The sequence below is a fragment of the Streptomyces sp. NPDC005799 genome, from assembly GCF_040630525.1.
Classification (GTDB): Bacteria; Actinomycetota; Actinomycetes; order Streptomycetales; family Streptomycetaceae; genus Streptomyces; species Streptomyces griseorubiginosus_B.
Genome location: NZ_JBEXXQ010000068.1, coordinates 1 through 17,810 on the forward strand (window position 1 = coordinate 1; position 17,810 = coordinate 17,810).

Here is a 17,810-nt window from a genome sequence, read left to right on the forward strand (position 1 = left end):
CCAGATCGAGGGCTACACCCAGCTGCCCGACGACGAGGCCGCCGCCTGGCGCTCCCAGCAGGACCAGGCCGCCGAGGACGGTGGCAGCTGATGCGCCCCGAACACCTGCTGCTCGCCACCGCGTTCACCGTCGCCGTCGTGATGGTGGCCTGGGCGGCCCTGCTCGGCACGGATGGTGAGCGCTGATGCCCACCCCTGCCCAGCGTCCTCGTCTGCCCGAGACCAGCGAGGCCCAGATCAAGGCCCGCTACGCGTGGAACGAGGGCAAGGCCGGCAAGCCCCGCAAGGCGGCGGACATGGCCGTCGTCGAGCCGTGCACCGTCGACGGCTGCGGCACACCCGTCACGGACACGTTCCGTCCGCCGGCCGACGGCATGACCCGTGTCACGAGCTACGCCGATGGCGTCGCCGAAGAGCACTGGTACTGCGTCGGCCGGTGTGCGGCGATCGCCTGCGCCCGCGCCGAGCTGCGCGCCATCCCGATGCGCTCGGACGGTGACCGGTGACCGCCTCCCGCGTCGACGTGATCCTGAGGGTGCTGCGCGCCGAGCAGCCCGTACGGCCGTTGTTCGCCTACGAGTTGGGTGAATCGCTCGTGCAGCTGCTCGGTCCCCACAGCAGCGATCCGACCTGGCAGGCCCCGCCCGGCCTGCTCGCCGCCTCGATCGACGCGGCTCTGACCCGGGCTGAGGAGAAGGACATCTCCGCCGACACCAGCGTCGGCGGCGGGACGGCGTTCACTCCTCACGCCCTGGTCCTCGAGCTCGACGGACCCGACTTCCGCGCGACCTGCAGGTGCGGCCAACCCATCGGCCGCACCCCGCAGGACCGGCCTGTTGACGGCCTGGTCGGTCTGTGGGAACAGCACGCCACCCGGGCCGACCCGGACGCCGCGTGGGCCGACGCGCTCACCTCCCTTCACCCGACCTCGATCGGAGCGTCATGACCACCCGCGAACTGCCGCACGACCCCTACATCACCGCTGTCGTCAACGCTTTGACGGCGGCCGGCCTCGAGCCGTCCGATGCCGAGACCCGGGACACCGAGGAGAACCGCTTCGCCCCGGACGCCGGAGCGGAGCTGGACGCGCTCCTCGTCTGGGACGGCGACGCGAGCGGCCTCAACACCGACGTATACGAGGACGGCTTCGTCCTCCTGTGGGAGCACCCGGCCGAGCAGTGGCAGTGGGGGCCCCGCAAACGGCACGGCGAGCTGGTGCACGAGCCGGAGTTCCTGCCCTTGCACCGGTGGGCCGACCCGGCTGCCGTCGTCGACGTCGTCCGCGTCCTGTCCGCCGGGCTCGCGGTGCCCGGCGGTCAGGACGCCCGGCTGTGGGCGGGCTACATCGCCGCCGCCGAGGCCGTCACCGCGTGGGACGAGGGGCCGTGAGGGGCGGCAAGCCGCCCGCCTGCGAGTGGCGCGCGGTGTCGCTTCACAGCCTCACCTACGCGCGCCTCTACACCTCCGGCTGGTGGTGCGACCGGCACGCGCCCCGCACTTGGCCCACCCACCAGCGCCTATCCGAGAACGCTGCCCCACCAGCGCCGAGCACCGACAAGGACACGACGACATGAGTGCACCGGCCAAGCCCCGGATCCCGACCCCCGGCGACCTCGCCCGCCGCCACACCGACACCATCCCTGCGCCAGCCCCGGCATCCCAGCCCGACGCAGCGGCCGCCGAGCCCAGCCCCGCACCGGCACCGGCACCGGCACCGGCACCGGCACCTGACACTGCGGACACGGCCGCCGTGCTGGAGGAGCGGTCGGCGCAGCTGCGCCCGATGTACGTGCCGCGCCAACTCACCGTCGAGGAATCCATCAAGCCCGGAGTGCTGGCGGACACCGAGTACTTCCGCTCGGTCTTCCGCTGGTGCCTGACCCACAGCGTCCTGCCGCCTCACGCCCGCCTCCTCGCGCACGACCTGCTGCATCGGGCGAACGCCAAGAGCGGCCTGCTCGGGTCGGCCCACCAGCCCGACGTCGAGCAGCTCGCGCTGGCCACAGGCCTCACCGAGATGCAGACCACCGTCGCGCTGCAGGTCCTGCACACCCGCGGATGGATCGCCTACCGGCCCGACACCGGCACACGGCGCCTGTACGACCTCGTGATCCCGGCCCTGGTCCTCGAGCAGGCCCGCGGCCACCGCTACCTGCACCAGCAGCGCGAGTAATCCCCCGACGGCTGGTCGGGCGATGACCACACCCCGCCCGCCCAGCGCCCAAGGCCAACCGGCCGGCGGCCACCCCCGAGGGCGTCCCCCGCGCCCCGGCCGCCACCCGGGCCCCGCTCCGCCTCTCCCCCTGGCGGGCGGGGCCCGGCCCCCACCAACTGCCTGGAAAGAGACCCGTCTTGTCCACCGTCGCGCTGGCAGCCGCCCCGGCTGCACCGCACCCCCAGCCGCCCCGCGCGGCTGCCGGGGCGCGCCCGCGTAACGGCGGACTCACCATCCGCGTGCCCCTGCGCCTGGTCGTAGGAGCTCAGTACCCCGATGCGGCCCTGAGCTCCTACGTCAAGGTGGCAGCGCTCTCCCTCCGCCCGGAGGGATGCACCGCCAAGGTCGCCACCCTCGCCGCCTACCTCGGCCTGTCCAAGTCCGCGGTGGAGCGAGGCCTGCGCACCCTCACCCAGCCGGACCCGGTCGACGGCCTCACCGAGGTCCCGTCCGTACGGCGCACCCTGCGCGGCGGCCGCGGCCAGTCCGCACACCGCACCGTCCGCCCCCTCACCGAGGGCGAGTTGTGGGTACGCATCCCCGTCCGCGCGGCCGAGACCCTCAGCCCCCGGCTGCTGCGCCTGTACGCGCTCCTCGCCTACTCCACCGCCCGCCACATCCCCGTCACGGCCGCCGAGCTCGGCGAGATGCTGCACCACCACAGCGGGCAGAAGGCCGGCGAATGCCTCGGCGAGCGTCAGGCCCGCCGCCTGGTCGACGACCTCGAAGAGACCGGCTGGCTGAGCGTCCACCGCCGCGAGGGCGAGCAGGGCCGCCACGCCTACGAAACCCACCGCCACCCCCTGCACGCCATCCCCAGCAGTCCGGCCCCGGCCGGGGCCCTCGAGGACCTGACACCCGACAACGGTGGGCAACTGCCGTTGTGGGAGGAGGCGTCACCAGTCGTCTATGACGGATCGGGTCCGGGCGATCATGACGGATCCCTCGCGTCTAAGGAAGATCACCCGACTGACCGACGTGATGAGACGGCCCCTGTGGGGGTTTCCCGCCGTAGGCGAGGTGACCGTGAGTGGGGTCCCGCGCCTGTGGACAACGCGGCCGCAGCCGTGCCCGACACGTTCCGGCCCGGCACGGCTCGCGCTCCGCGCGGGAACCACCCCACCGCCGCCAGCACGCCCGCCCCGCACGCCGGGCCGGACCTGCGCTGGACGCGCCGTATCCACGACAGCCTGGCCCCGGTCCGCCATCTCCTCGACGACGTCAGCAGGTTCATGCTGCGCCGAGTCGCACGCGAGATCGGCCGCCAGCTCGACGGCGCCGCCCACAACCTGATGACCCCGCAGCGGATGGCCGACCGGATCGCCGCCCGCTACCGCGACGCCCGCACCATCGGTGACGTCGGCGCGTGGCTGCTGGCCGTGGCCATCGTCCCCAAGGGCTGCGGACTGCCGCTGTGCGAGGACGGGCGGACATGGCCGACCGGCCAGCCATGCGAGACCTGCGCCCACAAGCGACAGATCACCCGCGAGGAGTGGCGGCGAGCCCGGGCGTGGGAGGAGCGGCTCGCCGAGCTCGGCCACCACGATCAGGCGCCGCCCAAGGCCACCTACCAGGAGCGCTCGCAGGCCTCCGGCGCGGAGGTCCTCGCCGCGGCCGCCGAGCACGGGCCGGCCGCCGCGCTCCACCGCTACGGCGTGCTGCGCGCGGGCGAGCTGCTGCGCGCCCACTACGGCGCGCTCCCCCAACTCCCGGTCACCGCGCCCCCGTCGGCGCCGACCGTTCCGCCGTTCCCGCGTGTCCTCGAGGAGGCGTCCATGCGCGACGACTACATGCCCGCCACGTTCCGCGCGGCAGTCGGCCGCGCCGAGCTGACCGGGGCCCAGACGATCGCCTGCCCCGTGGCGGGCTGCCTCGCCGACGAGGGCCAGCCCTGCACCAGCCCGCGCGGGCGGCGCCGCAGCGAGCCCCACACCGCCCGAACTGCCGCCGCCTCGCAGCGCGGAAAGGAGTCCTGATGCCCACGATCCCGCACCCCACCCAGGGCGTGACCAGCTGCACCCGGTGCGGCGCCCAAATCCGCTGGGCCACCGGCTCCGGCACGCTCAAAGGCCCCCGCATCCCCCTTAACGCCCTGCCCAGCCCCGCCGGCGGACTCGCCGCGCACACCACCGGGCTCGGCGGCCTGGTCGTGCGCGAGCTCGACCAGGAGCGGCCCGAGCCGGAGCTGCTGGAGTGGAAGGCCGTCGCGCACTGGAACACCTGCACAGGCGGCAACAACAGCCAGCAGACTCCGCCCGCCCCCTCGCGGTCACGGCCCGCGCGGCGCAGGCCCACCGCCCAGCCCCCGCTGTGGGGCCAGCAGCGGTGGGGCCGATGAGCGGCCAAGCCCCGGCGGCGGCCGCGGACTGGCACGCCTCCGCAGCCTGCGGCGGCACCAACGCCCGGTCGTTCTTCACCGCCCAGGGAGAGACGGCGAGGAAGATCTGCGGCGGCTGCCCTGTCCGCGCCGAGTGCCTGTACGACGCCCTCGACAGCAAGGCCCCTAACGGCATCTGGGGCGGCCTCACCTACAAGGAACGCCGCGCCCTCCCAATCCTGCCCACGGGACGAGCCGCCGCGATCACCATGCTGCGCGAGCACCTGCCCACGATGGCCCCGGCCACCCCAGCCGCGGCCACCAGGCCGAAGAAGCCGAAGACTCCCGTACGGCGGAAGAGGACCCCGGCCACGCGGAAGCGGCAGGCAGTCCCGGCCCCGCGCGAGGACGTCGCCCAACTCCTTCGCCAGGGCCTATCCATGCGGAAGATCATGAGGGAACTCAAGGTCTCCCAGCGGGTCGTCACCGCCACACGGGACGCCTACAAGATCCCGTACCAGACGGGACCCGGCTTCCGGTATTCGCCGGAGCGGCGGGCGGAGAACGAGCGCCGCACCATCGAGATGCTGCGCACCGGGGCGACCTACCAGCAGGTCATGGACGAGGTCGGCATCACCGATGCCGACCATCACCGCTATCCGCCGCAAGGCCGGCCTACCCCCGTCCGACAACCACGGCGGCCCGCCCGCACGCTCCCGGACGCAGGCCCTCGCCGAGTCCGTCGAGTCGTACGGCGAGGGGCACGCCCGTTGGACAGGGCCGATGGCCGGCCGCATGCCTCAGCTGTACGCCGAAGGCAGCCGGTTCAACGCCCGCGCCGTGGCCTTCGAGCAGCACCACGGCCGCCCGCCCGCCGGCCGCATCCGCAGCAACTGCGGCGTCACCACGTGCATGACGGGCGCCCACCTCACCGACCGCACCCTGCGCCACGCCCAGCCTGAAGAGGAGCCCGACACCGTGCCCACCCCTCCCGCCGCAACCCCGGCCCCCTCCACGCCCCCCGTCGATGACCTCCTGGCATGGGGCGACAACCACTCAGACCCGGAGATCCGGGCGCAGGCGGCCCGTGTCCGAGGCGCCCTCACCGGGCTGCGGCAGCGGTACGCCGCCGACCAGGAGCTGAGCGCCATCAGCACCGAGGCCGCCGACCTTGAGAAGCGCCTCGCCGAGCTCCGCGCCCGCGAAGCCGAGCTCGCGCCGAAGAAGCAGAAGAAGGTCACGCTCGGCTACTCCTCGCCCGAGGTGCGGGCCTGGGCCAAGGCCAACAACGTGGACTGCCCAGCCACCGGGCGCGTGCCCAACAGCGTGGTCACGGCATGGCGCGCGGCCACAAGTAGCACCAGCGGAGCCACCCCGTGAGCGACGTCCCCGAGTGCGCCCTGTGCCACCAGCCGATCCGGTCCGCCGCCGCCCGCGAGCGGCGGGTCGGTGGCCGCTGCTGGCGCAAGCTCCGCCCCGACCAGCGCGCAGCGATCCGCCAGGACCCCGCCCGCTTCCGCTCCGCCCTCTCCCGGCCCGCCCCGGTGGCCGATGCACAACTCCGCCTGGAAGAAGAGGAGTCCAGCCAGTGAGCAATAAACAGACCACCACGACCACGCCGTGCCCGTCCTGCCAGCAGCCCAAGGGCCCCGGCAAGTACCTCTGTTACCCCTGCTGGGGAAACCTGCCCGGCCTCGCCCGCCGCGCCCTGTCCCGCCGGGACAGCAAGGCCATGGCCCGCCTGCAGGAGCTGCGCCTCCAACTCGCCATCGGCGTTCCCCTCGCCGAGATCGAGGTGACGCCATGACGCCGCATCAACGATCCGCCCGTGCCTTCCGCCTGGCCGCCCTCGGGGCCCTCGGCAGCGCTGGGTGGCTAGCCACCCATCACGAGTGGATTCCTATGGCCAGCCTGTTGTGGGGCGCCTTCGTCCTGGCCGTCCTCGGCGGACGCTGCCAGGAGATCCACCTCACCAACCGGGCCCTGCATGAGCGGGCACGCCGAGCCGCGCACACCGACGCGGCCACGCTCGCAAAGCCCGTGCCCTGCTGCTCTTTCTGGCGGCACTCAGGCCGAAAAGTCCACGGGCCTGAGTGCACCCGGCCGGCCAGATTCCGGCGAGACGACTACCGCCTGGACCCGGCCAGCGCTGCCGCATTCACCGAGATCACCGCCCACTTCGACGACCGGAGCCCAGCATGAGCGACACCCGATGGAACGGCGAACCCTGCACCGCCCGCCGTATCACCGCGATCGTCGCGGACAACCAGAACTTCCCCCTGTACTGGGCCCGCCACCTCGTCGGCACCCGCCGCAACATCGTCGAAGTCGTCTACGGAAAGTCGACTTTCTACCTGGACGACGAAGACGGCTCGGGCTGGAACAAGGTCACCCACGGCGGATCCCCGCACTGGGCACACAGCAACATCAGCATCGAAGCCGCCAGCATCGAGCCCCGCAGCACCGCTCAGACCGACCCCGACAAGGCCTGCCCGCACGACAACTTCGGCGCCTACGTAGCGGTTAACAAGGTCACCGCCAGCGAGACCGACCCCACCGTGGTCGGCTACCACGCCGACATCAAGGTCACCTGCTCGGACTGCAATGAGCCCTTCCGGTGGACCGGCGTTCCCGCTGGCAGCTCACCGCGACAGCCAATGTGCAGCGTCGACGAGACCGAGCTCCGGGCACCGCTCCGCCCAGCCTCCGCAGACCCGGACTTCGGCATGGGGCTACCTGGCTTCTCCATCAGCTACCGCGGCCCGAAGGAGGGCTGACGCCATGAGCAGCACATTCCACATCGCCTGCCTCTCTCACGATCCGGCCGTCTCGGTGACGGACCTCGGTTACAACTCCGCAGGCGAGGCAGAGGCCCAGATCCGATCGGGAGTTGAGGGGCATCCGAACTGCGATCTTCTGATCATTCGCTGGTCAGGGGCACCGGTAGAAGTCGGCTGCCCTGGCCACGACCGCGCTGCCGGCACCCGGCCGCCGGCGCACTGGTGCCGCATCTCGCACTCTCACACCAAGTGGGTCCACACGACCTGGCTGCGCGTCCTCGTCCATGCGCGCCTGGGCGCAGGGTTGCCCGACAAGATCGCGAACCATTTCGACGTGGCGTGCTGGACCGAGCAGAGAGTCTGGCGGCTGCGCGAGGAGATCGGCCTCGACCTGACCGAGCAGGTGGACGAGTCCAGCGCCGCGCCCGTCGACGTCGTCCACCCAGGGACGAGCCCGCAGGTAGACGACGCATTCGGGGTGGACGAACAGCCGCTCGATGCGCTCGGTACGACGAGCCTGCTCCGCAGCTGGAGGCATGAGCCGGACGGCACCTGGTCCGTGCCGGTCGGCGGCGGCGTCCTCACTCTGCCTGCCGACACCAGCCCGGCACGCCGCGACCAGCTGCGCTTCCTCCTCGCCACCTACCCCACTACCGGCTATACGACAGACGCCCAGGCGCGCGCCGACTTCACAGGAAAGGACGGCGCATGAGCGCGCCCCGCGGCCGCCGGGGCTACCAAGCGGACGCTGTCATCGTCGACGAGGTCAATACCACCCCGCTCAGGACGGTGACCTTCGACGAGGACGGTGTCGAGCACGTCGTCTTGGACTGGCCCGCCATCGAGTGGCCCCGCAAGTCCGGCAAGAAGAACCTGCTCAAGCAGCTGTCCGGCGAGATCACATTCGAGGTCTCCACCAGCGAGGCCCTGCTCGCTGCGCTCAGGCCTCTGTTCGCGGAGGCGCTGTCCCGTCGCGAGCGGATGCTTGCCCGCCTCGCCGCCGATCTGCGGATCCCGGTGCATCTCGCCCGGCAGCGGTTCAACACGGTGCTGCAGGTCCTCGAGAACGCCGGCCTCGCCGACGGCTACGGCCACCTCACCATCACCCAGCCCGTACGGCCGCCGGTCCTCCTCCCAACCAGACGCTGACCAACCCACCCACCCCGCACCACCAGCAGGAAGGCGGACCCCATGATCTGCACCCTGTGCACCACCCGCGAACTCGAGTACGGCAGCCTCTGCCACGCCTGCACCGAGGCCACCCACCACCGCCTCGTCCGTCTGCCCCGCATGTGGGAATCCCTCGACGCGTGGCTAACCCCAGGCGCCGCCGGTCCGGCCCAATACGGCGGACGCGTCCGCCGCGCCGAGGCCCCGCTCCCCGTCGACAGCGAGGTCCTGGACCTGCGCGTCGGCGGCGGCATCGTCGGAGTCCTCGAAGACTGGCGGGAAGCGGTCTACGAGACGCGCAGCTGGGCGCAGCCAGCCCTCGCCGCCTCGCTCGCGCACCGCGTCACCATCGCCGCATCGGACCTTGACGACCAACTCGACTTCATCGCCCGCTGGTACGCCGGCGCATCGTTCGGCTGGGACATCCGCCGGCTGGTGGAGCGCGTCCGCGCCGTCGTCCAGCCCGGCCGCGACCTCGAGGAACCTCAGTTCCTCGGCTACTGCATCGCCGTCGACACCGGCGGCATCGTCTGCGGCAACCGCCTGTACGCGGACATGACCAAGGCCGTGCAGTGCGAGTGGTGCCTGTGCACATATCCGCCGGACTCCTGGCTGGCCCTGCGCCACTTCCAGCCCGGACAAAGCCAACTTGTAGGCGAGCCGACCCGGGACGCCAGCGGCCTCGAGCCCGCCGCCTGACACTTGGCCACGTCAGTCCAGGACGCCAAGTGCGGTGTCCGGCCGGCAAGCGGGGCATGCCTTCACTCCGTCGACGAGTGCACGCACCGCCTGCTCGCGGGTGATACCACGGCCCCGCTTGCCCGCGTTCCAGCAATCCCCGACGTGGACATACACCGCCTCCCGCCCGGACAGGCCACGCTCGAGGAGCCACTCCGGTGCGGGCGGTCGTGCCTCGAGACCGCGCTGCCGCTCTGCCTCGCGGCGCTCTTCGTCAGCGATCCATCGGCGAGTGCGTTCCAGGTCCCGCAGCTGCACGCGCTCGAGGAAGCGGAGCAGCAGGAGTCTCGACAGGCCTGGATAGTTCACACGTTCGATTCTAGGAGCTAGGGTGGCGGGCGCACACTCAGGGGGACGGGATGTCCGGTGCCACCGAACCTTGACCGCGTGCCATCGAACCTTGACGGCCGCGAGTTTGTGTCATCGAAGTTTGATCACTCCTGGTAGAGGCTCGGCAAGACCGGATGCGGCACTCAAGGACGGACTCCCGGGGCTGCCGGGCCGGCCGCCGGGCCAGGAGTCCGCGCGACACCAGCAGGCTCGTGACCAGGGCTTATGTCGATCAAACTTCGATGGCACACGATCAAGGTTCGATGGCACAGGACACGGGAGGTCATCGTGGAGCGCATGCGCGCCGAGGAGCTGCGCCAGCACGGCATCGACCCGGCCGCCCTTCCGCTGGCGCCGGGGCCAGAGCCGACGCGCCAGGAGTTCCGCACCCGGCTGAACACCCTTCCGCTCGCACCGTGCGCGGTGTGCGGCGAGCCGGGGATCACGACGAAGGTCATCAATGCAGGCGACGGACCACGCTGGCTCCACTTGTGCTGGCCCCATGCCCGCGAGATGAGGCCTCCCCACCCCGGCGGCCCGACGACCGTCGAGGAGATCCTCGGCCTCCTGCGCGAGGTGGCGAAAGAGGCAGCAGCGGAGATGGGGCTGAGCGTCCCGCTGTCCATCTGGACGGACGAGGAATGCTGGCACGATGAGCACGCCGGTTGACCCGCGGCGCTTTCACCTCACTCTGTCCGGCACCGGCGGTCCGATCATGCACGGCTGGTGGCGGCGCGAGGTGACAGCGCACAGCAAGTTCTCATCCTGGGTGGGCAGCTGGGGCCGGCCTGGTACGCGCATCACCCTCGTCGACGAGCAGGAGGGCGCGGTGTTGACGAGCTGGTCGGACAACACTTGATCGTCTGCCATGCTGAGGATCATGGCTCACCGCCCATACCCGGACCGCGGCCGCGCCCTGCGCCAGGTCCTGCGACGCCACAGCAACCAACCTGCCGTCCCCCATGCACGAGACGCGGCACCGGCAACAGGCCGCACTCGCCGCCCTGCCGCACGCCGGTGAATACCGACTCTCCACCCGCTGACCGCATACACCGAAGCCTCCAGCGCGCCGAGCGCCGATTCACTCTCGTCGAGACGCCCGCCTCGCGGCCATCCTCTGCCGGTGCAAAACAAGGAAGAGCGCCAGGAGGAGGTCATCGGACAGCGACGGACTCTCGCCCGGCAGCCTGACCAGATTGGGACGCGAACCGAGCCGGTCGTAGAAGATCTCAAGAGGACCGATCGCACGCACTCGGCTACCCCGGCGGTCGTGCCTCAGCTCATAGGGGCCAATCCGCAGCAGCCGCTGGCCGAGCCTGCTGTACTCGCAGCTCCACTGGCCGACAGCGAGAATCCGGCCCAATCTGCTGTACGTGATCTGGGCGCCACCCACTGTACGCAGACGCCCACCCAGGCGGTCATACCCAAGCGCCCAACTCCCCAGGGCACAAGGCCGGTTCCCCAACTGATCGTAGGAGATTGTGGCATCACCAATCTTCCGCAATCGGCCCCCGAGCATGTCGTAAGTCAGCTCGATATCCACGCGCCGCCTCACCTCCGAGAAGGGCGCCGTTCCCCGGCCAGAGCGTCAATCATCGGACCGCTCCGGGCTCGCCTGTTCTTGAGGCGGGAACAGGGAATCTTCCAGGGCAGGCAGCCCGAAGAGCATGAGAAGCAGTACCACTGGGACGAGCAGAGCTATCACAGCCACGGCACCTCCCCGGTAGCTGGCGAACACTGCTGTCGCTCAACGGCAAGCCAGCCACGTTCACCGTGCGTCCAAACGGGGGGCGCCGCACACCGGGACTGGGCCTACATCGGCCGATCGGGTGATTACTTGTCGTCGGATGCCCGGGCCCATGGCTCACCGCCCGTACCGGACCGCGGCCGCGCCCTGCGCCAGGTCCTGCGACACCACAGCAACCAACTGCCGTCCCCCATGCGCGAGATGCGGGACCGGCAGCAGACCGCGCTCGCCGCCCTGCCGCACCCCGGCGAGTACCGGATCTCCACCCGCTGACCCGCGTCAACTCTCGGCAGGCTCAGGATGCCGAGCGGCCTTCTTCACTGCACCCTCGACGTCATGGCGCGCCTTCTCCGCATCCTTCGCGTGCGCGGTGACGGCCGCCTGCACCACCTCGGCCGCGGTGCGCCAGGCCCGCCACGACTCGTCGTACGCGTCAGCCTGCTCGCCACTCCAGCCGCCCTGAGTTGACGGGCCGTACTCGTCACGCAGGGAGAGGACACGCGCGTGCGCCTCGTCGGCCGCGCGCTGCAGGTTCACGAGTTCTTCGAAGGTGTGTGCCACGTGCAGGGATCCTAAGACGGGCAGATGACGTCTCCACCTCGACCTGCAGGCATGGGCCATCAGCGTCGCCCGCTCGCGCTCCTCCACTCAGGGTGAGCATTGGCCCAGTCGCGGTGCGCCTTGTTCCCCTGTACGCGGCACTCTGCGGTCGCCCGAGCAAGGAATGCGCCCCAGCCCGGCGTGCCGTGGATGTTGCACGCCGGCCCGTCCTCGCGGAGCGCCCGCCGTTCTTCGGCTGCCGCTTCCTCGCGGCTCGGGTACCAGGCAACTTCGAACGAGGTGACCCGCGGCCACCACGCGTGTTGATCGGCATGTGACGCCCAACGCGCCATGGGGTTCCGCCCGATCCCCACGTACAGGAGATTGCCGTCAGCGTCACTGAGCCGGTAGACGGCAGTCTCACCGGCGCCCTTGTCGCCCACCCCCGGCTGCGGCATCTGACCCTGCATCATCGACCGCGTCACGCGTCGTCCCCTCCGTCTTAATGTCGGTGCGCTGCCCTTGCCGCGACTTCCTGTTTCGGAAGTACGGCTCGATGACCCGCCAGTCGAAGAGGCGCATGCGGCCGACCTTGAGCGCTTGATCCATCGGGACGGGCCACTCGGGATCTTCCTCGGCTAGCTGGCGGCACCTCTGCGCGCTGACCTTCTTCAGGCCTGCAGCCTCGAGGCGGGCGGGCATGTCCGCGAAAGAGATCAAGTCCGGGCCTCCCGTCTCGTCGACTTCCTCCGGCGAGGAGTCGGGCATAACTCCATCCTTCCAACTTCCTTGTTTTAAAACAAGGAAGTTCGCTACTCTCGGACCTGCACAACGGAAAACCCCTCGCCCCATGTGGAGCTGGCACTCCGGGGCGAGGGGGGACCCGTTCCCAGCGATCAAAGGAGCAGGTCCGCCATGGACCTTACCCAGCCCAACCCCACGGACGAAGCCCTCCGCCGACTGATCGACCAGCCGTCCTACGGCGCCCAGGTCCTCATCGTCACCGCCCGCATGCTCGAGCTGGACCCCACCGAGCCCATGACCAACCGGGCGGGCGGCATGGCGATGAACATCGCCGTCGACGCGATCCTCAAGCCGCTTCCCCAGGTCGTCCGAGACGACAGCTTCGAGCGAGCCACCCGCGTGCTCCCGGACCTGACCGGCATCACCCGAGGTGAAGCCGCTCTTCGCCTGCGCGCCGCCGCCGAGGCCCTCGGATGAGCGCCCCCAACGGCCGCTACGGCCGCCCGCGCTCCCAGACGACCACGCTGGTGAGACGGATGCTCGGCGAGATGGCCGATCGGCTCGAGGCCAACCGGCCCGACCAGCCGATCACCACCATCGGCCGTCACGCCCTGATCCAGGCCACCACCATGGACCCGGCCCTCACGCGCGCCTTACGCGAGCAGGTCCCCGAGATCGAGGGATCCGTCATCCGCCGCGACTTCGGCACACGGCTGCGCGAGATCGCGGAGGCCCTGTGATGACGCGCCGCATCAGCACCCGCCAGCCCAACCAGATCGCGAGCCAGCCCACCACCACGCAGGACTGCGCCAGCGACCACCGCTCGAGCGGCGAGCAGCTGCGCGCCGAGGGTGCGGCCCGCGACCAGCTCGCGTTCACGCGCATCGCCGCCCGCGGCGACGCCACCGAATCCGACGACAGCTGACCCACCAGATCGGTCACCCTCGCGCACTCCCCCCGGCGGGGGCGGCCTCTCTCTCTTGGAGTCCTTCGTGTTCCTGGACCAGCCCATCGCGTGGACGGACGGCCACTGGCCCACCGTCGCGGCCGCGGGCGTCCTCGTCGCGCTCCTGACCGGCCTCGTCGCCTACATCGTCCGCCGCACCAGCGGCAACGTCCTCGCGGCCGGCATCGGCGCGCTCGTCTGCACCGGCTTCTCCGCCGACACCAGCTGGCGCTTCGCCGACCACCGACTGCACATGGCCACCCGCGAGCGACTGTGGCTGTTCGCGGCCGGCGAGGTCGTCCTGATCGTCTGCGCGGTCATGGCACGCGCCAACAAGCAGGCCACCGCCACGGACACCCAGGCCGGCACACCGGGCGTCCAGGGCGTCATGGTCTGGTGCATCGCCGGCGTGCAGATCATCCCGGCATTCACCGAATCCGGCCTGGTCGGCGGTCTCGTTCGCGCCGTCTTCGGGCCAGTCATGGCCGCCCTGCTCTGGCACCTCGCCATGGACCTGGAGATCCGCGTCGCCCGGCCCGAGGCCCTATCCACCGGCCTGCCCGCACAGATCGGGCACGAGCTGCGCGAGCGCCTGCTGTCCCACCTCGGCCTCGCCGTCCGTGGCCGCAGCGCCGCTCAAGTCACCCGCGACCGTGCCACCGCCCGCGCCGTACGCCTCGCCTCCCGCGCCCACCTCGGACCGTGGGGGCGTGCCGCCCTCAAGGCCTCCGTCGCTCGCTCCGGCGCCGCCACCGACGCCGGCCAGCGTCACCGGCTCCTGCAGCAGCTCGCCGCCCGCCGCAACGCGGCATCCCTGCGCAACGTCGAACTGCCCACCCCATGGGCCGCCCTACCCGAACCTGAGCCCTACCCGAGTACACCGCTCGGCGTGACCGGCGCCGAGCTGCGCCGCATGGACCCGGTCGATGCCGTACTGCAAGTACACGCCGCCCATCCGGACGCGTCACCCGCCGAACTCGCCTCGCTGTGCACCCAGTACGGCGTCCCCGTATCTGAGGCCCAGGTACGCATCGCCCTGCACGCCGTACCCGAGGTACCCCTACCTGAGGTACGCGCCGCCGTACCCGCCGCACAGACCCCGCGCCTCGAGTTGTTCGCCTCCCCGCCGGTCGACCCGGCCACCCAGAGCGGCCCACACGAGGCCATACCCGACAGCATCGAGTACGCCTACCAGTCGGGTGACCTGCACCTGGCCCTCACCACCGAGGCCCGGGTACGCCCCGAGCACGCCTGTGCCGTACCCGCCGAGATGCTGCGTACCCGGCGTACCCGCACCGAGGTACACGCCCGCGTACCCGACCTGCCCAGCAGCCTCGAAGACGACAGAGCATTCGCCCGCTGGATCGCAGGCGAGGAGGGGCCGGCTCCGGCCGAGCACCCGCGTACCCGGGAGGTAGGGGACGTACCCGTACTCGACGGCCTACCCGAGCCGCAGGTACGCCGCGTACCTCGGGCCACAGGTACGCCGGGTACGGCCGTACCCGAGGAGCTCCTCGATCGGGCCCGGCGCGTCCATGCCGACCACCGCCGCATCCACGGCCGCCCGGCCTCCATCCAGGTCCTGAAGTCCGAGCTGGGCATCGGCCAGCCCAAGGCCCAGCTGATCCGCGAAGCCCTCGCCGGTGTCGTCACGGATGCGCAGCCGCCTGCCAGAGAGGCCTGACGAGTGACCGCCCTGATCACGCTCCTCGCGATCGCCGCGTTCCTGTACTCGCGGCGCGGATCGCGCTGGCTGCGCAGCCTCACCGGCCGCAACCGCATCCGCCCGGGCAGGGCGGGCGCATCCGCAGCGGCCCGCGCCCGCCAGCTGCGCACCCCGGCCGTCCGTATCGCCGAGGCCTTCGGCATCCCCACCCAGGCCGGGGCACTGGCCGCCCGCTCCGAGGCCGGCGCGGAAGGAGAGCGTCGTACCGCCGCTCGCCTGGCGCCGCTCGCCCTGTACGGGTGGCGGGTCCTGCACGACCGCGCGCTGCCCCGCGGCAACGCCAACATCGACCACCTGGCCGTCAGCCCGCGCGGCGTGGTGATGGTCCTGGACACCAAGCGCTGGTCGGCACGCTGGCCGGTCGCGGTCCGCGCGGGCCGCCTTCTTCACGGCGGCCGCGATGTAACCGACCGCCTGGACGGCCTGCAGCACGAGGCCGCCACCGTCGCCGCCACCCTCGGCGTGCCCGTCATCCCGGTCGTTGTCATGGACGGTCCCGCCCTCCGCGGCGAGCCCCTCGAGCTCGACGGCATCCACGTCATCCCCGCCGAATACGCCTGCAACCGGCTGCGCACTCTGGCCGCCGCCCACCGCGGCTACGGCCGACGCATCGCCGACCAAGCCAACCGTCTGTTCCCGCCCTATGTGAACGGACCCACCCGATGACCCACCTCCCGCAGCCGCAGCCGCGCGCAGCTTGGCAGGACCCGTGATGGGTGCGCAGCCGTCGACCGGCGGCGACGAGCTGCGCGCCCGCGCCTTCCTCCGCCGCCTCCACGTACGCCCCTTCGGCCACCAGGACCCCGCTGTGAGCACTCCCGACAACCAGCCCCAGCCGATCACCCCGACCCGCGTCATCCCCGCGGGCGCGCCGCTGCCCGCGCGTCCGCCAAGGCCGGACGAGGCGCCGCCCTGGCGTACCCCACCGCCCCCGCCGGTGACCGTTCCTCCGCCGCCTCCGGCACCCGTCGAGGTCCGGCACATCCACGAAGTCGTGCTCGTCGCACCAGAACCCACAGCCGAGGAACCACCGCGCCTGTGGGAGCGGCTGTGGGACGCGCTGATCACCTGGCGCCTGCTCGTCGCCGTGCTGGCCGCGCTCCTGCCCTGGGCCTATGGCCGCAGCCCGGTCGGGGTCTGGGGCCACACCGTCCACCAGGCCCGCACCGAGGCCGGCATCGGCGCCGCGTACGTCATCGCTGGCGTCGCCGCGACCGCGGCGTGGGGCCTGGACCGGCACTCCGGCGGCCGCCTCATACCCCGCTTCCTCCTCGTCACCGCCCTGATCGGTGGCCTTGGGGTCCTCGACTGGTTCGACTCGATCACCTTCCTCACCGGAGTAACCCGATGACCGGCCTCACCCTCGGCGGCCTGCTCGCCGCCCTACTCGTCCTGACCGCGAACCTCCACCCCTGGTGGACGGGCAGCCGCGAGATGAAGCAGCTCGCCGCGTTCGGGAAAGGCTTCGCCGCCGCGGCCTGCGCCGCCGCCTGCCCGGGCGGCATGCTCGGCTGGGCCCACACCCACTCCGGCTCCGTCGCCAACGGCGCCGGCGAACGCACCAGCTCTGCCGCCGCCGGCACGAGCTCGGCCGCCAGCCTGACCAGCGGCCAGTTGGTCGGTCTCGGCGCCACGGGCGCGGTCGTGGCTGTGATCGTGGTGTTTCTCGTCGCCCTCTCCTACAAGAGCGCCGGCCGCAAGGACAAGCGGCGCATGGTGGGCGGTGCGTTCGTCGGCTCCGTGCTGCTGCTGACCGCCGGTGTGGCTGGCGCCTTGGCGTGGCTGCCCGGTGCTCTCAACGCGGCCGGATCCAGCGTGGTCGCCGCCGTCGAAGGGGCGGGGATCCTGTGAGCTGCCTTGCCCGCCACGCGGACCGTCTCGCCACCGGCTCCACCGTCCTCCGGCGCCGCCTCACGACAGGCCTGCAGGCTTGGGTCGCCCGCGGCCGCCGCGACGACCTGACCGGCTGGCGCGTTGCCCTGGGCTGCTGGGCGCGCCTCGCCCTGCTCGGCCTCGCCGGGTACCTGCTCTGGCGCCTGGTCCGCGCCGTCCCCAACCTGCTGTGGCTGCTGAGCACCGCCTGGATCCTCGCCGCCTGCCGGGCGGGCAAGACCGCCCCCGAGGACCAGGACGAGCAGGGCGGCGACGCCTCGCGCGATGCCTCCGTCGAGGCCGTTCGCCGCCTCCTGCTCGAGGTGATGGGGGACGCCGACGCGGTGCACCTGCGGACCGTCCTCGCCCGCCTCCAGCAGGACGGCCAGTGGGAGGGCCGCACGGTCACCGACATGCGCGCCCGTCTGACCCTGCTGGGCATCCCCGCCGACCGCAACGTGAAGGTGGGCGGGATCCCCACCTGGGGGGTGCGACGCAGAGACCTCGAGGCCCCTTCCCCAACTGACGCCGAGCAGACGTCTACCGAACCGTCTACCGCCGCCTGACCTGCACGTCTACCACCGCGTCTACCGCGATCTACCCGGCATCTACCGGCTCATCTACCCCGGGGCGGGCCGCCCCGACTGCCAAGAAGAGCGCGGCCCGCCCCGGTCCTCCCACCCCA

29 protein-coding genes and 1 pseudogene are annotated in these 17,810 nt (G+C 71.7%); 26 read left to right on the forward strand and 4 right to left on the reverse strand.

What is annotated here, in order from left to right:
- Positions 1–185 precede the first annotated feature (185 nt).
- From ABZ453_RS43245 to ABZ453_RS43315, 15 genes and pseudogenes are all read left to right on the forward strand, one after another.
- Positions 186–506 (forward strand): hypothetical protein, encoded by a 321-nt coding sequence (locus tag ABZ453_RS43245; protein WP_359024291.1) that lies wholly within the window; start codon positions 186–188, stop codon positions 504–506.
- Complete coding sequence (locus ABZ453_RS43250; RefSeq protein ID WP_359024293.1) at positions 503–946, forward strand: hypothetical protein; 444 nt, start codon at positions 503–505, stop codon at positions 944–946. The genes ABZ453_RS43245 and ABZ453_RS43250 overlap by 4 nt, the downstream gene beginning before the upstream one ends.
- Entirely contained in the window at positions 943–1,389 is a 447-nt protein-coding gene (locus ABZ453_RS43255; protein ID WP_359024295.1) for a hypothetical protein, read from the forward strand. The genes ABZ453_RS43250 and ABZ453_RS43255 overlap by 4 nt, the downstream gene beginning before the upstream one ends.
- Positions 1,390–1,570: 181 nt before the next feature.
- On the forward strand, positions 1,571–2,173 hold the full coding sequence (locus ABZ453_RS43260) for a hypothetical protein (protein WP_359024297.1): 603 nt from the start codon (positions 1,571–1,573) through the stop codon (positions 2,171–2,173).
- A gap of 179 nt (positions 2,174–2,352) precedes the next feature.
- The gene (locus ABZ453_RS43265) at positions 2,353–4,191 is read left to right on the forward strand and encodes a hypothetical protein (RefSeq protein ID WP_359024299.1); all 1,839 of its coding nucleotides are present in this window, start codon (positions 2,353–2,355) and stop codon (positions 4,189–4,191) included.
- Entirely contained in the window at positions 4,191–4,553 is a 363-nt protein-coding gene (locus tag ABZ453_RS43270; RefSeq protein WP_359024301.1) for a hypothetical protein, read from the forward strand. Before ABZ453_RS43265 ends, ABZ453_RS43270 begins: the two co-directional genes overlap by 1 nt.
- Positions 4,550–4,765: pseudogene (locus ABZ453_RS43275) on the forward strand (WhiB family transcriptional regulator); the annotation flags it as partial. The gene ABZ453_RS43270 and the pseudogene ABZ453_RS43275, both read left to right, overlap by 4 nt.
- Before the next feature lie 406 nt (positions 4,766–5,171).
- Positions 5,172–5,912 (forward strand): hypothetical protein, encoded by a 741-nt coding sequence (locus ABZ453_RS43280; RefSeq protein ID WP_359024423.1) that lies wholly within the window; start codon positions 5,172–5,174, stop codon positions 5,910–5,912.
- Entirely contained in the window at positions 5,909–6,124 is a 216-nt protein-coding gene (locus tag ABZ453_RS43285; RefSeq protein ID WP_359024303.1) for a hypothetical protein, read from the forward strand. The genes ABZ453_RS43280 and ABZ453_RS43285 overlap by 4 nt, the downstream gene beginning before the upstream one ends.
- Positions 6,121–6,339, forward strand: a complete 219-nt coding sequence (locus ABZ453_RS43290) for a hypothetical protein (RefSeq protein ID WP_359024305.1) — start codon at positions 6,121–6,123, stop codon at positions 6,337–6,339. The genes ABZ453_RS43285 and ABZ453_RS43290 overlap by 4 nt, the downstream gene beginning before the upstream one ends.
- A gap of 95 nt (positions 6,340–6,434) precedes the next feature.
- The gene (locus ABZ453_RS43295; protein ID WP_359024307.1) at positions 6,435–6,734 is read left to right on the forward strand and encodes a hypothetical protein; all 300 of its coding nucleotides are present in this window, start codon (positions 6,435–6,437) and stop codon (positions 6,732–6,734) included.
- Positions 6,731–7,309 carry a hypothetical protein gene (locus ABZ453_RS43300; protein WP_359024309.1) on the forward strand — a complete coding sequence of 193 codons (579 nt, stop codon included), beginning with the start codon at positions 6,731–6,733 and terminating at the stop codon, positions 7,307–7,309. The genes ABZ453_RS43295 and ABZ453_RS43300 overlap by 4 nt, the downstream gene beginning before the upstream one ends.
- Before the next feature lie 4 nt (positions 7,310–7,313).
- On the forward strand, positions 7,314–8,024 hold the full coding sequence (locus ABZ453_RS43305) for a hypothetical protein (protein ID WP_359024311.1): 711 nt from the start codon (positions 7,314–7,316) through the stop codon (positions 8,022–8,024).
- Positions 8,021–8,461, forward strand: a complete 441-nt coding sequence (locus ABZ453_RS43310) for a hypothetical protein (protein ID WP_359024313.1) — start codon at positions 8,021–8,023, stop codon at positions 8,459–8,461. The genes ABZ453_RS43305 and ABZ453_RS43310 overlap by 4 nt, the downstream gene beginning before the upstream one ends.
- Before the next feature lie 42 nt (positions 8,462–8,503).
- Entirely contained in the window at positions 8,504–9,181 is a 678-nt protein-coding gene (locus ABZ453_RS43315) for a hypothetical protein (protein WP_359024314.1), read from the forward strand.
- A gap of 12 nt (positions 9,182–9,193) precedes the next feature.
- Here the strand turns inward: ABZ453_RS43315 and ABZ453_RS43320 are convergent, their stop codons facing one another.
- Positions 9,194–9,529 carry a DUF6233 domain-containing protein gene (locus ABZ453_RS43320; protein ID WP_359024316.1) on the reverse strand — a complete coding sequence of 112 codons (336 nt, stop codon included), beginning with the start codon at positions 9,527–9,529 and terminating at the stop codon, positions 9,194–9,196.
- Positions 9,530–9,838: 309 nt separating this feature from the next.
- Between ABZ453_RS43320 and ABZ453_RS43325 the strand changes: the two genes are divergently transcribed.
- The 3 genes from ABZ453_RS43325 (at position 9,839) to ABZ453_RS43335 (ending at position 11,570) form a co-directional block, all read left to right on the forward strand.
- A complete protein-coding gene (locus ABZ453_RS43325; protein WP_359024318.1) occupies positions 9,839–10,219 on the forward strand; it encodes a hypothetical protein in 381 nt (126 codons plus the stop codon).
- Positions 10,203–10,409 carry a hypothetical protein gene (locus tag ABZ453_RS43330; protein ID WP_359024320.1) on the forward strand — a complete coding sequence of 69 codons (207 nt, stop codon included), beginning with the start codon at positions 10,203–10,205 and terminating at the stop codon, positions 10,407–10,409. Before ABZ453_RS43325 ends, ABZ453_RS43330 begins: the two co-directional genes overlap by 17 nt.
- A 978-nt stretch (positions 10,410–11,387) precedes the next feature.
- The gene (locus ABZ453_RS43335; protein ID WP_359024322.1) at positions 11,388–11,570 is read left to right on the forward strand and encodes a hypothetical protein; all 183 of its coding nucleotides are present in this window, start codon (positions 11,388–11,390) and stop codon (positions 11,568–11,570) included.
- 6 nt (positions 11,571–11,576) lie between these two features.
- Here ABZ453_RS43335 and ABZ453_RS43340 read toward each other — a convergent pair whose 3' ends face one another.
- The 3 genes from ABZ453_RS43340 to ABZ453_RS43350 are packed head-to-tail and all read right to left on the reverse strand — an operon-like array spanning position 11,577 to position 12,605.
- A complete protein-coding gene (locus ABZ453_RS43340; RefSeq protein ID WP_359024324.1) occupies positions 11,577–11,858 on the reverse strand; it encodes a WXG100 family type VII secretion target in 282 nt (93 codons plus the stop codon).
- Positions 11,859–11,917: 59 nt separating this feature from the next.
- Positions 11,918–12,310: a GIY-YIG nuclease family protein gene (locus tag ABZ453_RS43345; protein WP_359024421.1), complete on the reverse strand. Its 393-nt coding sequence runs from the start codon at positions 12,308–12,310 to the stop codon at positions 11,918–11,920.
- Positions 12,258–12,605: a hypothetical protein gene (locus ABZ453_RS43350; protein WP_359024425.1), complete on the reverse strand. Its 348-nt coding sequence runs from the start codon at positions 12,603–12,605 to the stop codon at positions 12,258–12,260. The genes ABZ453_RS43345 and ABZ453_RS43350 overlap by 53 nt, the downstream gene beginning before the upstream one ends.
- A 147-nt stretch (positions 12,606–12,752) precedes the next feature.
- On the opposite strand from ABZ453_RS43350, the gene ABZ453_RS43355 reads away from it, so the two are divergent.
- The 8 genes from ABZ453_RS43355 to ABZ453_RS43390 are packed head-to-tail and all read left to right on the forward strand — an operon-like array spanning position 12,753 to position 17,691.
- The gene (locus ABZ453_RS43355) at positions 12,753–13,058 is read left to right on the forward strand and encodes a hypothetical protein (RefSeq protein ID WP_359024326.1); all 306 of its coding nucleotides are present in this window, start codon (positions 12,753–12,755) and stop codon (positions 13,056–13,058) included.
- Positions 13,055–13,321, forward strand: coding sequence for a hypothetical protein (locus tag ABZ453_RS43360; RefSeq protein WP_359024328.1), 267 nt, complete (start codon positions 13,055–13,057; stop codon positions 13,319–13,321). Before ABZ453_RS43355 ends, ABZ453_RS43360 begins: the two co-directional genes overlap by 4 nt.
- Positions 13,321–13,506, forward strand: coding sequence for a hypothetical protein (locus ABZ453_RS43365; protein ID WP_359024330.1), 186 nt, complete (start codon positions 13,321–13,323; stop codon positions 13,504–13,506). Before ABZ453_RS43360 ends, ABZ453_RS43365 begins: the two co-directional genes overlap by 1 nt.
- 55 nt (positions 13,507–13,561) lie before the next feature.
- The gene (locus tag ABZ453_RS43370) at positions 13,562–15,211 is read left to right on the forward strand and encodes a hypothetical protein (protein ID WP_359024332.1); all 1,650 of its coding nucleotides are present in this window, start codon (positions 13,562–13,564) and stop codon (positions 15,209–15,211) included.
- A 3-nt stretch (positions 15,212–15,214) separates the two neighbouring features.
- Positions 15,215–15,919, forward strand: coding sequence for a nuclease-related domain-containing protein (locus tag ABZ453_RS43375; RefSeq protein WP_359024333.1), 705 nt, complete (start codon positions 15,215–15,217; stop codon positions 15,917–15,919).
- Positions 15,920–15,965: 46 nt separating this feature from the next.
- Positions 15,966–16,604 (forward strand): hypothetical protein, encoded by a 639-nt coding sequence (locus ABZ453_RS43380; RefSeq protein ID WP_359024335.1) that lies wholly within the window; start codon positions 15,966–15,968, stop codon positions 16,602–16,604.
- Positions 16,601–17,104, forward strand: a complete 504-nt coding sequence (locus tag ABZ453_RS43385; protein ID WP_359024337.1) for a hypothetical protein — start codon at positions 16,601–16,603, stop codon at positions 17,102–17,104. Before ABZ453_RS43380 ends, ABZ453_RS43385 begins: the two co-directional genes overlap by 4 nt.
- Positions 17,101–17,691, forward strand: coding sequence for a hypothetical protein (locus ABZ453_RS43390; protein WP_359024339.1), 591 nt, complete (start codon positions 17,101–17,103; stop codon positions 17,689–17,691). Before ABZ453_RS43385 ends, ABZ453_RS43390 begins: the two co-directional genes overlap by 4 nt.
- Positions 17,692–17,810 lie beyond the last annotated feature (119 nt).